Genomic DNA, 12,718 nt, shown 5'->3' on the forward strand with positions numbered 1-12,718 from the left:
ATTGACTTCTCGGAAAAATAAAAAGTGGCCTTCTACCTGCACTGATACGAGGTTTGAGATCCTTGCTCCGGGGCAAACGCCCGCACATGTATGAGGTGGAGCAATATGTGGCCGGCGCCTGGGAACCGGGCGGTTCGGGCCACAAACTGACCGTCGTGAACCCCGCCGACGGCACCAGCGTGACCCGCGTTCCGATCTCCTCGGAGGGCGACGTGGCGGCGGCCGTCGCGGCCGCCCGCGACGCCGCGCCGGCGTGGGCGGCCACCGCCCCCGCGGCTCGCGCGGCCGCCCTGCACGCCGCCGCGAACGCCCTCGAGGCCGGCGCGGACGAGCTCGCCGTGATCATGAACGCCGAGATGGGCAAGCCGGTCGACGGCGCCCGCGACTCGATCGGCGCCGGGGTCGGCACGCTGCGGCAGTACGCGGAGCTGGGCCCCACTCACCGGGGCCGCACGCTGGCCGGCGACGACGGCGCGATCGACCTGATGACGTACGGGCCGCGCGGCGTGGTCGCGGTCATCACCCCCTGGAACGACCCGGTCGCGGTCGCCTGTGGCCTGCTCGGCGCGGCCCTGGTCACCGGCAACACCGTCGTCCACAAGCCGAGCGAGCGGACCCCGGCCACCGGCTGGCGCGTCGTCCAGCTGCTGGCCCCGCATTTCCCGCCCGGCGTCCTCAACCTGGTCAACGGCGACGGCGCGGCCGGCGCGGCCCTGGCCGCCTCCGCGGTCGACGTGGTCGCGCAGGTCGGCTCGACCGCCACCGGCCGGTCGATCGCCGCCGCGTGCGCCCGCACCGGGGCCAAGGCGCTGCTGGAGAACGGCGGCAAGGACCCGGTGATCGTCGACGCCGGCGTGGACCCGGCGTGGGCGGCCCAGCAGGTCGCGCTCGGCGCCTTCGTCAACTCCGGGCAGATCTGCGTCGCCGTCGAGCGGGTCTACGCGCACCGCGACGTCGCCCCGGCCTTCCTCGACTGCCTGGCCGCCGAGGCCGACTCGTGGGCTTCCCAGATCGGGCCGATGGTCGACCGCCGGATGCGCGACGCCGTCGACGAGCAGGTGCAGCAGGCGGTCAAGGACGGGGCCCGGGCCGTACGCGGCGGCGCCGTTCCCACCGGTCCCGGCGCCTACTATCCGCCGACCGTGCTCGCCGACTGCACCGACGACATGACGGTGATGCGCGAGGAGACGTTCGGCCCGGTGGCGCCGGTCATGGTCGTCGACTCGTTCGAGGAGGGACTGCGCCGCGCCGCCGACTCCCCCTACGGCCTCGCGGCCACCGTGCTCACCACCTCGATGAGCCACGCCCAGCAGGCCTGGCGCACGCTGCCGGCCGGCACGGTCAAGGTCAACGCGGTCTTCGGCGGGGCTCCGGGCGGCGCCGCCCATCCGCGCCGCGGGAGCGGGCAGGGGTTCGGATACGGCCCGGAGCTGCTCGACGAGATGACGGCGGTCAAGGCGGTGCACATCGAGGCGCCGCCGTCGGGCTGGTAGCTAAAGCTTGCGCAGGGCCGCTTCCACCTCCGGTGGGAGCGGCCTCCGGTGGTTCAGCGCCCAGGGCAGGTCGCCGGCCAGATCAAAGACCGATCGAGGGCTTTCCCGTACGGCGGTGAGCAGCGCCCGCCCCACGACAGCGGGCGGGCGGCGCAGCAGAGCGGTCAGCACCCGGTTGCGCGTCTCCCGGCGGGCACGGGCGCCGTTGTCCCGCCCCGCCGGTTGCGGCAGGTGCCGGACCGTGAGCTCGGGGGCGTACGACAGCTCGTACCCGGCGGCGGCGAGATCCATGGCCAGGAGCGCCTCCTCCCCGTACACGAAGAGTCTCGGCTCGAAGCCCCCGGCGGCCAGGAAGGCATCCCGCCGCACGATCACCGAGCAGGCCAGGAACCCCAGAATCGATGGCCCGGCGCTCCCCCGCCCCAGCGTGCTCGCGGCCATCGCGGCCGACACCGGGTCGAGCCGGCCCTCGGGCCCGACCAGCACCCGCGCCGCCAGCAGGGCGACACGGGGATGGTCGTCCATGATCCGTGCGGCGCGGGCCAGCGAGCCGGGCGTCCAATACGAGTCGTCGTCGGCGAACGCGACATAACGGGTGCGGGCCCGCTCCACCCCGACATTGCGGGCGGCCGCGCCCCGGTTCTCGCCCAGACGGACGACGTCGACGCCGGGCAGGGCGGGCAACTCCTGATCGGACGCGTTGTCGATCAGGATCGTCCGGGCGAGATGCCGGGGCATCGTCTCGCGCAGACGGTCGGCCCGGTTACGGGTGGCGACGACGACGGTGACGTCCTCGGTCTCCACCGACAGTTCATTGGTGTCCAGCGACATGGCGGTGCGCTTACCCCGGACGGACTTTTTCTAGAGCTGGTTTTTGAGCTCTTTTTCGAAGAAGTCGAAGAATCCGTCGGGATCCGGGCCGGCATTCATCAGAACGATGTGGTCGTATCCCGCTTCCGTGTATTCCTTCACCGATTTGACGTACGGCTCGGGGTCCGGCCCGTGCGCGAACTTCCCGGCCACGTCCTCGGGCCGCACGGTGGCCGACGCCGCCTCGAAATTGACCGGATTCGGCAGTTCGGCCATCACCTTCCAGCCGGTGACGCCCCAGCGGCTGGTCTCGTGCGCGGCCTTGACCGCCGCCTCCGCGGTCGGTGCCCACGCGACCGACACCTCGGCATATTTCGGGCCGGTGCCGCCGCTCGTGGCATACGTCTCGATCAGGTCCTTACGCGGCTCGGTCACGAACAGACCGCTGCCGTGGGTGGCGGCCAGCTCGGCGGCGTCCTTGCCGCCCGCGGCCACGGCGATCACCGGCAGCTTCTCCGGCAGGTCGAACACCTGCGCGTCCTCGAGCTGGAGGTGCTTGCCCTCGTACGACTGATAACCGCCCCGCCACAGCAGATTGATGATCTCCAGCGCCTCCACGAGCCGCTCGTGCCGGCCCCGCACGCTGGGGAACCCCTGGCCGACGACGTGCTCGTTGAGCCGCTCGCCGGCGCCGATGCCCAGCGTGAAACGGTCGTCCGAGATGATCGCCAGCGTGGCCGCGGCCTGCGCGATGATCGCCGGGTGGTACCGCACGGTCGGGCAGGTCACGCCCGTGGCCAGGCCGAGCCGGTCGGTGCGCATGGCGATCGCGCTCAGCACGTTCCAGGCGAACGGCGAGTGGCCCTGCACGTCGAGCCACGGGTGGAAGTGGTCGCTGATCTCCACGAAGTCGAATCCGGCCTGCTCGGCGCGGACCGCCTGGCGGATCAGCTCCTTGGGTCCGAAGGCCTCCGCGGCCAGCTTGTATCCGAGTTTCATACCCGTACAGCTTCCCGGCCCGGACCCGCGCAAACGCGCTGGTCCAGGCCGGGATTGTCGCTGGGTCAGGACGCGGCCGAGCGCGCCTGGTCCCGTACGTCCTGTGCGTCGTCCTTGGCCGTCGCCTTGGTCGTCTGGACGGCGTCCTGTGCCGTCTCCTTGACCTGGCCGAGCGCCTCCTGGGCCGAGCCCTGAAGGTCCTCGCGCAGCTCCTGGGTGGCGTCCTTGACCTTCTCGGTCAGGTCGCCGGAGTGCTCCTTGAGCGCCGCGCCGGCGCTCTTCTCGGCCTCGGTGACCGGGATCAGCGTGGCCGCGAGCATGCCGACGCCGAACGCGATGACGCCGGCCGCGATCGGGTTGCCCTGCGTCTGCTGGGCCACCGCGTGCGGGGCCTGCTTGACGGCGCCGGCCGCCTGGTGCGCCTTCTCGCTCGCCACGTCGCCGACCTGGCTCGCCTTGTCGCTGACCGCGCTGCCCACGTGGCTCGCCTTGTCGCTCACCGTTCCTCCTACGTCCGACGCCTTGGACGACGCCGAGTCGCTGACGCCCATGACCTTTTCCTTGACCGCGGTCCAGCGCCGCTGGGCCACCTTCGCGGGGCTCGTCTTCTCGGCGAGCAGGTCGACGTCGCGGGTCAGCGAACGCCGGGTGTTCTCGATGTCCTGCCTCAGCCGGTCGGGTTCTTCAGCCATTGGGCGTCCTCCTTGAGCGTGTCGACGGTGCGGCGCGGCATGGGGTCGACGTTCTTGAGCTTCTTCTTGCCGTTCGCGTAGAGGACGCCGCCGACGGCGCCCCAGACGACCGCCACGATCAGGGCGGCCCAGCCGGCGGGCATGACGGCGTCGAGCGCGAACACGGCGGCCAGGCTGAGGAAGAGCACCGCGAGATAGCCGGCGAACCCGGCCCCGCCGAGCATCCCGGCCGCCTTGCCGGCCTTCTTCGCCTCCTGCTGGACCTCGGCCTTGGCCAGCTCCACCTCCTGGCGGAACAGCTGGGACAGGTCGTTGCTGATGTTGCCGATCAGCTCACCGACCGAGGTCTCGGAGACCTCCTCGGCCCGGTCGTGCTGGTACGGGGTGGTCATCGTGGACGCTCCGGACTGTCCACCACGTACTCACTGGCCACCGCCGGAGTGCCGGTGCCGGTCGAGGTGTACTCGGTGGCGCTGGCGTAACCGCCGGTCGGAGCGGCCACCGGCTGCGTCGTGCCGGCCGGGTACTCCGGGGTCGTCGGATAGCCCGTGGCGTACTGCGCCGTCGTCTCACTCTCGTTGCGGGACACGAAGGAGTCGTTGCTCGGCTTGGAGGTGTCCTCCGCCTTGGCCACGCTCTTGCCCAGACGGCCCACCACGAAGCCGGCCGCGAGCGCGGTGGCCAGGAAGGCGCCGGGACGCCGGCGGGCGAAGTCCTGCACCTCGCGCAGCACGCCCTCGGGCCCGTTGCGGTCGAGGTAGTCGGCGAACTGCCGGCCGCCGTCGGCGATCCGGGTCACGACCTGCGCGGCCGGGGTGTCACCGCGGTCGCCGCGCATCTGGTCGAGCTGGTCGGCGGTGTCGCGGATGGAGCCGACGAGCTTGTCGTTCTGCGTACGAGCCTGCTCGTTGACCTTGCCCTTGACGTCCGACGCCAGGTTGCTGACCTGGGTCCGGGCCTCGCTGCCGACCCGGCGGGCCTGCTCCTTGGCCGTGTCCTTCACGTCGGCCGCGGCCTCACCGGCGGCGTGGCTGGTCTGGGAGGCGACCTCCTTGGCCTTCTCCTTGGCCCCGCTCGGCTGACTCTCGGCCGGGGAGGAGTAGGTCTCGGAGTAGACCTCGGTCGTATAAGTCTCGGTGGGGTACGTCGCCTGGGTAGGCACCTCGACGGGATCGACGGCGCCCGGTCCGCGAACGCCCGATGGCACGTCACTCATGGGTTTCCTCCAGAGGGGATTTCGACATCCATTCAGCTACCCGTCACGACGCCGCCCATTCACGAATTCGCGTGCTGAATAGCGCGAATCTCGCCCCGCATGATTCGCGCCGAAGGGGGTATCGGACCGCTTCGGCCCGGCGCCCGGTGCCGCCTGTTACCCTCGCGAATCGTGAGCGATCTTTTCGGTACGCGGGTCATCGGCGGCCGCACATTCGACTTCAGCCGCCAGGTCGCGGTGATGGCGATCGTCAACCGCACCCCCGACTCGTTCCACGACCGGGGCCGCACGTTCGCGCTCGACCGGGCGGTCGAGGCGGTCGAGGCGGCGGCCGACGGCGGAGCCGACTGGATCGACGTCGGAGGGGTGCCGTTCGCGCCGGGACCCGAGGTGCCGGTGAGCGAGGAACTCGACCGGGTGCTGCCGGTGGTGGAGGCGGCACGCTCGCGAACGGTGGTCTCGGTGGACACGTACCGTCCGGAGGTGGCGGCGGAGGTCATCAAGGCGGGAGCGGGCGTCATCAACGACACGTCGGGTCTGCGGGACCCGGCGATGGCGGAGGTGGTGGCGGGCACGGACGCCCAGCTGGTGATCACCCACAGCTTGGCCGCGCCGAGAACGCTGTGGCCCAGCCCGCAGTACAAGGACGTGACCGCCGAGGTCGCGGAGTTCCTGCGGGAGCGGGTGCGGGTGGCGCTCGCACACGGCGTACGGCCGGACCAGATCATCATCGACCCGGGACCGGACCTGAACAAGAACACACTGCACACGCTGGAGCTGACGCGGCGCTTGGGTGAGATCGCGGAGGTGGGTTATCCGCTGTTGGCCGCGGTGAGCAACAAGGACTTCATCGGGGAGACGCTGGACGCTCCACAGCGCGAACGGTTGGCGGGCACGTTGGCCACCCTGGTCTTCTGCATCGAGCGCGGGGCCCGGATCGTTCGGGTTCACGATGTTCGGTCGGCTGTGGACGCGGTCCGGATGACTGAGGCCCTGTTGGGGTGGCGGTCTCCCGCCTATCTCCGGCACAACGTCTGAGGCCTTCTTGCGCGGGTGCCCATTCGGGCTGGCGGAGGAGCGCTCCATGCCCCGAGTGGGCTCACCTCGGCGGCCAAGGCCCAGCAGGCGGCCCGCGCATGTGAAAGCCTTCAGCCCCCGCGCATGCGAGAGCCTTCAGCGCCCGCGCATCTGAGAGCCTTCAGCGCCCGCATGCGAGAGCCTTCAGCGCCCGCGCATGCGAGAGCCTTCAGCGCCCGCGCATCTGAAAGCCTTCAGCGCCCGCGCATGCGAGAGCCTTCAGCGCCCGCGCATCTGAAAGCCTTCAGCGCCCGCGCATCTGAAAGCCTTCGGCGCTTGTCCGCATCCGTTGTGCAACTCGGACAAGGCAGCACGACAAAAAGACAAGCTCACTTGACTTTTTGTCAAGCCGGCGCCGTCGTCGCGGGCCGGGAGGCGCGCGGCTCGACCGGTCCGCCACGACTCGGTCTGGCGCCGGACGCGTTCTTTGTGCGCGGTCGACCGCGCCGCGAGCTCGCCCGGCCCTTACGTTCGCGCCCGCCGGTCGAATCCGGCGCCGCCGCCGCGACGAAGGCCACCGGGAGGCCGCCACGCAGGAGCCCACGCGCGGACGCACCAGGGCTCCAAGACACCGATGGACCAAGGCACCGACGCACCGACGCACCGATCCACCGACGTGGCGACGCACCGACGCACCGATCCACCGACGTGGCGACGCACCGACGCACCGATCCACCGACGTGGCGACGCACCGACGCACCGATCCACCGACGTGGCGACGCACCGACGCACCGATCCACCGACGTGGCGACGCACCGACGCACGGATCCACCGACGTGGCGACCCACCGACGCGGCGACCCACCGACGCGACGAGGAACCGAGGCGACGAGGCGACGAGGCGACGAGGCACCGACGCGACGAGGCACCCACCCACCGAGCCACCGACCCACCGACGCGACGACGCGACGAGCCACCGACGCACCGAGGCGACGACGCACCGAGGCACCGAGGCACCGACGCACCGACGCACCGACGCACCGAGGGGATGGGATCGGGAGGTGTCTAGAGCAGTGCGGCCACGGTCCACTCGCCGGCTATGGCGACTGTGGCCAGCAAGGCTACGGCTGCGCCGTGGCGCATGGTGGCGTTCGGGCCTGCGAGGCGGCGGTAGGCGAGGACTGCGAAAGGGATGAAAGGGATGCCGCCCAGCAGGCCGAAGAAGAGGGCGCCGGCTGTGCCCGCGGTCAGGCGCCACCAGGAGGATTCGTAGGCGACGTTGCCTACCAGGCGGACGTCCACTCGGGTGTTGGCGGGGATCTCGTCGCGGACGAAGGCGACTCTGACCTGAGGTTGTGACGCTGTGGTGCTGCCGGCGGGGATGAACGGGCCGGTGCAGTCGGTGATTTCGGTGGTGCGTTCGGTGTCCAGGAAGTCGGTGGCGCAGTCGGTGACGGTCACCGTGCCCTTGGTGCCGGTCAGGCCCGAGCGGGCCAGGGCCTCCTGGCCGAACTCGCGGACGCCCAGGGCGCACACCCACATCCAGCCCAGCGTGACGGCGGCGAGGAGGGTCCAGAAGACCACCTTTGACGGCAGGTCGCGCTTCTTCTCGCCGCCCCGCATCACGCTCACGCAGTCCATTCTGGACTGGGTGAGGGGCTCAGTCGAACTTTTCGTCGGGGTACGTGCCGACCAGCTCGGCTGACCACGGCTGGAGCGGTACGGCGGCCGGGCCGATCACGCGCATCGAGGCCAGGCACGTGAGCAGCATGCCCTCGCCGAAGAAGGCCCGGGCCTCCTCGGGGGTGCAGCCGGTCAGGGCGCGGATCGTGTCGTAGAGGCGGCCGAAGCCGGCTCGCACCGGGTCGCCGATGGCCGGGTCGTCGCTGGCGGCGAAGCCGTGCAGGAGCATGGCCATCAGCTCGCGGCGGCCCAGCAGTTCGAAGTAGGCGTGGCCGAGGCTGTGCAGGGTGGGATCGCGGTCGGCGGCGGACCGGAACGTCGCGTCGATCAGGTCGACGGTGTGCTGCATGGCGGCCAGGAAGAGATCCTGCTTCGTGCGGAAGAGCCGGATGACGTACGGCTGTGAGACGCCGGCCAGGCGGGCCACCTGATCGGTGGTGGTGCCGGCGTAGCCGCCGCTGCTGAACGCGGTGACGGCGGCCGCGACGAGCTGCTCCTGGCGCTCCTCGGCGGTGAGACGGGTGCGAGACATGTTGACAGATTATCAGTCGATAACTACGTTGGTTATCAGTCGATAACAACTTGGGGGACGACAGTCATGACCGCCGTACTGGAAGCACCGGCCGCGCCCCGGCGCGCCGCCAAGCCGCTGGCCGCGGTGCTCGCCGCCGTCGGCATCCCGACCTTCATGGTCGCGCTGGACAACCTGGTCGTGAGCACGGCGCTGCCGGTGATCCGGGCCGATCTGGGCGCCTCGCTGACCGACCTTCAGTGGTTCGTGAACGCGTACACGCTGCCGTTCGCCGCGTTCCTGCTCACCGCGGCCGCCCTCGGCGACCGCATCGGCCGCCGCCGCATGTTCGTGGCCGGCCTGATCGTCTTCACGCTGGCCTCGGCCGCCGCCGGCCTGGCCTCGTCGCCGTGGCAGCTCACCGCCGCCCGCGCCATCCAGGGCCTGGGCGGGGCCGCCGTCGCCCCGCTGGCCCTCACCCTGCTCTCGGCGGCCGTGCCCGACCGCATGCGGACCGCCGCCATCGGCATCTGGGGAGGCATCAGCGGCCTCGGCGTGGCCGTGGGCCCGGTCGTCGGCGGCGCCGTGGTCGAGGGCCTCGACTGGCACTGGATCTTCTGGCTCAACGTCCCCGTCGGCGTGGTCGCCGTCGTCCTGGCCCGCACCGTCCTGAGCGAGTCCCGGGGCGGCGCCCGCCGCCTCGACCCGCTGGGCCTGGTCCTCTCCGCCGCCGGCATGCTCCTGGTCATCTGGGGTGTCGTGGACGGCCCCGACCACGGCTGGACCTCCACCCGCGTCCTCGGCATGCTGATCGGCGGCGGCGCCCTGATCGCCGCGTTCCTGTTCTGGCAGACCCGCAACCCGGCACCCATGATGCCGCTGTCGCTGTTCCGCTCCCGCGGCTTCGGCCTGGTCAACCTGGTGACCCTGGCCTTCTCGGCCGGCGCCTTCGGCTCGGTCTTCCTGCTGGCCCAGTTCTTCCAGGTGGTCCAGGGCCTGAGCCCCTTGGACGCGGGCCTGCGCACCCTCCCCTGGACCGCCGCCCCCATGATCGTCGCCCCGCTGGCCGGCATCTTCGGCGACCGCGTCGGTCAGCGCAACCTCATCCTGGCCGGCCAGGCCTTCCTGGCCGCCGGCATCCTCTGGATGGGCCTGGCCATCGGCACCGACGTCACCTACTCGTCCCTGGTGGCCGCCTTCGCCCTGGCCGGCATCGGCATGGGCCTCACCTTCGCCCCCGTGAGCACGGTGGCCATGGCCAGCGTCACCGAGGCCCAGCGCGGCGTGGCCTCCGGCGTCAACAACACCATCCGCGAGCTGGGCGTGGCCATCGGCGTAGCCGCCCTGGCCTCGATCTTCAGCTCGTACGGCAGCTACGCCACCCACCAGTCCTTCGTGGACGGCATCAAGCCCGCGGTCATCGTAGGCGCCCTCATCGTCGCCACCGGCGCCCTGATCGCTCTGTTCCTCCCCCGCCGCAAGCCCAGCAACCCCTGACCCACCACCCCACGGAGCCGGCCCGCCACCGCGGTCCGGCTCCGCGCCGTTCGCACTCGACGCGCGGAGCGCCCGGCCCAAGTCAGTCGGGTGGGTGACAGCGATCGAAAAACCGTTTCGGCGGAGATGATCTACATCGACCCCAGTGTATGATCTAGCACCCCCGCCCCACCTGGGAAGCTACCCGCCACAGCCGAGCAGACTACCGAACAAAAGGGACGACAGGCGGCACCGATTCCAAGGTGCGGCGGATTGACGCGTCTCTTAGCGTCGGAGACGTGGGAGACGAACCCAACATCGGCCGGGCACCGGTACAGCGCCCGTCCCGCGGTCAGGCCCGGGTAGGCAAGGCCGTGGGGAAGGCACGCACGCCCGAGAACGCGCCCACCCATTTCATCCCGATCGGCTCGCAGGAACCGCCACCCGTCTTCGTCGACCCGACCGGCGGCCGCCGCCGCTGGATACGGCGCACCGCCTACGCCGTCGGTCTCCTGCTCGTCCTGGCCCTGATCGTCGTCTGGCTCAGCCAGCTGGGCGGATCCGCACCCCCGCCGGAACGCAGCCCCGGCCCGAGCAGGGCGGCCGCCGCACGGTGACCGTCTACCGGGCCACACCACCGCCGCACGATCCGGCCGAGTCGACCGGCCGGCTTCCCCCGCTGCAACGGAAACGGCGGATCCGCCGCCGCCGGTTCCTCGCCGGCGGGCTCGGCCTGGTCGCCCTCCTCCTGCTGGCCACCGTCATCCTGGTCTCCGTCTACACCGACGCCGGCTTCAGCCCCGACGGCACCGCGCAGAGCACCACCTCCTCCGAGGACGTCCCCGACTCGATCAGCGAGGGCGGGCCGATCATCGACGTGAACGCCGAGGGCGAGGTCCGGACGTACGGCATGCCGACCCGGACCATCGCGCTCACCTTCGACGACGGTCCCGATCCGGTGTGGACCCCCAAGATCCTCGACGTGCTGAGCCGGCATCACGCGCCCGCCACCTTCTTCGTCGTCGGCTCCCAGGTCGCCCGCCACCCTGACGTCGCCAAGCGGATCACCTCCGAGGGCCACGAGATCGCCGGCCACAGCTTCACCCACCCCGACCTGGCCCGGCTGCCGAACTGGCGGCGCGAGATGGAGAACTCGCAGACACAGCTGGCCATCGCGTACGCCACCGGCCGGTCCTCGTCGCTGATGCGGCCGCCCTATTCGTCGTTCGCCGACGCGATCTCCGACGACGACTGGAAGACCGTGCAGGCCGTCGGCGCGCAGGGCTATCTGACCGTGCTCGACACCATGGACAGCGAGGACTGGAAACGCCCCGGCGTCGACGCCATCGTCCGTAACGGGACGCCGCGCGGCACCGGCGGGCAGATCCTGCTCATGCACGACGCCGGCGGGGACCGCTCGCAGACGGTGGCCGCGCTCGACCGGCTCATCCCCGAGATGCAGCGCAAGGGCTACCGGTTCAGCACGGTCAGCGCCGCCATGGGCGACGAGGTCAACCCGGTCGCCACCGACGAGGCCGTGTGGCGGGGGCGGGCCCTGGTGTGGACCGTGCACGTGGCCGACATCGTGCTCGACGTCCTCTGGGTGCTCCTGATCGTGGCGGGTGGGCTCATCGTCGTACGGACGCTGATCCTTTTTCTTTTCGCCTGGCGTCATTCGCGACATCGGCGCAGCCCGGAGTGGTCGTGGGGGCTGCCCGTCACCACGCCCGTGACGATCGTCGTGCCCGCCTACAACGAGGAGAAGACGATCTCGCCCGCGGTCCGGTCACTGGCCCGGTCGGCCCATCCGAACGTCGAGGTCCTGGTGGTCGACGACGGTTCGACCGACGGCACGGCGAAAGCGGTGGAAGATCTGCACATCGGCAACGTCCGCATCGTACGGGTCCCCAACTCGGGCAAAGCGAACGCGCTCAACGCCGGTGTGGCGCTGTCCCGCAACCCGCTCGTCGTCATGGTCGACGCGGACACCGTGGTCGAGCCGGAGGCCGTGCACCGGCTCGTGCAGCCGTTCGGCGACCCGATGGTCGGCGCGGTGGCGGGCAACGTCAAGGTCGCCAACCGGGGCAGCCTGATCGGCAAGTGGCAGCACATCGAGTACGTGATCGGCTTCAACCTGGACCGCCGGCTCTACGACACCTTCGGCTGCATCCCGACGATCCCCGGCGCGCTCGGCGCGTTCCGCCGCAAGGCCCTGGTCGAGGCGGGCGGCCTGAGCACCGACACGCTGGCCGAGGACACCGACCTGACCATCGCGATCCACCGGGCCGGGTGGCGGGTCGTCTACGAGGAGTCGGCGCGGGCGTACACCGAGGCCCCGGCCACCGTGAAGCAGCTCTGGAAGCAGCGCTACCGCTGGAGCTACGGCACCATGCAGGCGATGTGGAAGCACCGCCGGGCGGTCGTCGAGTCCGGCCCGTCGGGACGGTTCGGCCGGCGCGGCCTGCCCTTCATCACCCTCTTCAGCGTGCTGTTGCCCCTGCTCGCTCCGCTCATCGACCTGATGGCGCTGTACGGGCTGCTCTTCCTGGATCGCAAGATCACCATCATCGGGTGGCTGGCGATGCTGGTCGTGCAGGTGCTGACCGCCATCCTGGCCTTCCGGCTCGACCGCGAACCGCTGCGCCCGCTCTGGACGCTGCCCTTGCAGCAGATCGTGTATCGCCAGCTCATGTATCTCGTTCTCCTGGTGTCAGCGCTCGCCGCGGTGACCGGCCGGCGGCTGCGCTGGCAGACGATCCACCGTACGGGCGACCTCAGCTCGGCCCCCAGCCCGGTCCGCGGCGTATAGCCTGATCGCCGGC

General features: G+C 70.9%; 12 protein-coding genes. 5 read left to right on the forward strand and 7 right to left on the reverse strand.

Annotation, left to right across the window (positions count from 1 at the left end; translation table 11 throughout):
• Positions 1 to 86 precede the first annotated feature (86 nt).
• Positions 87 to 1,493, forward strand: coding sequence for an aldehyde dehydrogenase family protein (locus tag ACQP2X_RS32005; RefSeq protein ID WP_498688243.1), 1,407 nt, complete (start codon positions 87 to 89; stop codon positions 1,491 to 1,493).
• On the opposite strand, the gene ACQP2X_RS32010 is transcribed toward ACQP2X_RS32005, so the two are convergent.
• The 5 genes from ACQP2X_RS32010 to ACQP2X_RS32030 form a co-directional block, all read right to left on the reverse strand.
• On the reverse strand, positions 1,494 to 2,324 hold the full coding sequence (locus ACQP2X_RS32010; RefSeq protein WP_498688244.1) for a glycosyltransferase family 2 protein: 831 nt from the start codon (positions 2,322 to 2,324) through the stop codon (positions 1,494 to 1,496). It lies immediately after the preceding gene.
• Between the two features lie 30 nt (positions 2,325 to 2,354).
• On the reverse strand, positions 2,355 to 3,302 hold the full coding sequence (locus ACQP2X_RS32015) for a TIGR03557 family F420-dependent LLM class oxidoreductase (protein ID WP_498688246.1): 948 nt from the start codon (positions 3,300 to 3,302) through the stop codon (positions 2,355 to 2,357).
• Positions 3,303 to 3,367: 65 nt separating this feature from the next.
• Positions 3,368 to 3,994 (reverse strand): DUF3618 domain-containing protein, encoded by a 627-nt coding sequence (locus tag ACQP2X_RS32020; protein WP_498688247.1) that lies wholly within the window; start codon positions 3,992 to 3,994, stop codon positions 3,368 to 3,370.
• A complete protein-coding gene (locus ACQP2X_RS32025) occupies positions 3,970 to 4,386 on the reverse strand; it encodes a phage holin family protein (RefSeq protein ID WP_498688249.1) in 417 nt (138 codons plus the stop codon). Before ACQP2X_RS32025 ends, ACQP2X_RS32020 begins: the two co-directional genes overlap by 25 nt.
• Entirely contained in the window at positions 4,383 to 5,210 is an 828-nt protein-coding gene (locus ACQP2X_RS32030) for a hypothetical protein (RefSeq protein ID WP_498688251.1), read from the reverse strand. Before ACQP2X_RS32030 ends, ACQP2X_RS32025 begins: the two co-directional genes overlap by 4 nt.
• A gap of 171 nt (positions 5,211 to 5,381) precedes the next feature.
• Here ACQP2X_RS32030 and folP point away from each other — a divergent pair, with 171 nt between their 5' ends.
• Positions 5,382 to 6,248 carry a dihydropteroate synthase gene (gene folP, locus ACQP2X_RS32035; RefSeq protein WP_498688253.1) on the forward strand — a complete coding sequence of 289 codons (867 nt, stop codon included), beginning with the start codon at positions 5,382 to 5,384 and terminating at the stop codon, positions 6,246 to 6,248.
• Between the two features lie 1,043 nt (positions 6,249 to 7,291).
• Here the strand turns inward: folP and ACQP2X_RS32040 are convergent.
• The gene (locus ACQP2X_RS32040) at positions 7,292 to 7,858 is read right to left on the reverse strand and encodes a hypothetical protein (RefSeq protein WP_498688255.1); all 567 of its coding nucleotides are present in this window, start codon (positions 7,856 to 7,858) and stop codon (positions 7,292 to 7,294) included.
• 28 nt (positions 7,859 to 7,886) lie between these two features.
• Positions 7,887 to 8,441 carry a TetR/AcrR family transcriptional regulator gene (locus ACQP2X_RS32045; protein ID WP_498688257.1) on the reverse strand — a complete coding sequence of 185 codons (555 nt, stop codon included), beginning with the start codon at positions 8,439 to 8,441 and terminating at the stop codon, positions 7,887 to 7,889.
• A gap of 66 nt (positions 8,442 to 8,507) precedes the next feature.
• On the opposite strand from ACQP2X_RS32045, the gene ACQP2X_RS32050 reads away from it, so the two are divergent.
• From ACQP2X_RS32050 to ACQP2X_RS32060, 3 genes are all read left to right on the forward strand, one after another.
• Complete coding sequence (locus tag ACQP2X_RS32050) at positions 8,508 to 9,917, forward strand: MFS transporter (RefSeq protein WP_498688259.1); 1,410 nt, start codon at positions 8,508 to 8,510, stop codon at positions 9,915 to 9,917.
• Positions 9,918 to 10,195: 278 nt separating this feature from the next.
• Positions 10,196 to 10,513: a hypothetical protein gene (locus ACQP2X_RS32055; protein WP_498688260.1), complete on the forward strand. Its 318-nt coding sequence runs from the start codon at positions 10,196 to 10,198 to the stop codon at positions 10,511 to 10,513.
• Positions 10,510 to 12,705, forward strand: coding sequence for a bifunctional polysaccharide deacetylase/glycosyltransferase family 2 protein (locus ACQP2X_RS32060; RefSeq protein WP_498688262.1), 2,196 nt, complete (start codon positions 10,510 to 10,512; stop codon positions 12,703 to 12,705). Before ACQP2X_RS32055 ends, ACQP2X_RS32060 begins: the two co-directional genes overlap by 4 nt.
• Positions 12,706 to 12,718 lie beyond the last annotated feature (13 nt).

The organism is Actinoplanes sp. CA-131856 (genome assembly GCF_050956135.1).
Taxonomy (GTDB): Bacteria; Actinomycetota; Actinomycetes; order Mycobacteriales; family Micromonosporaceae; genus Actinoplanes.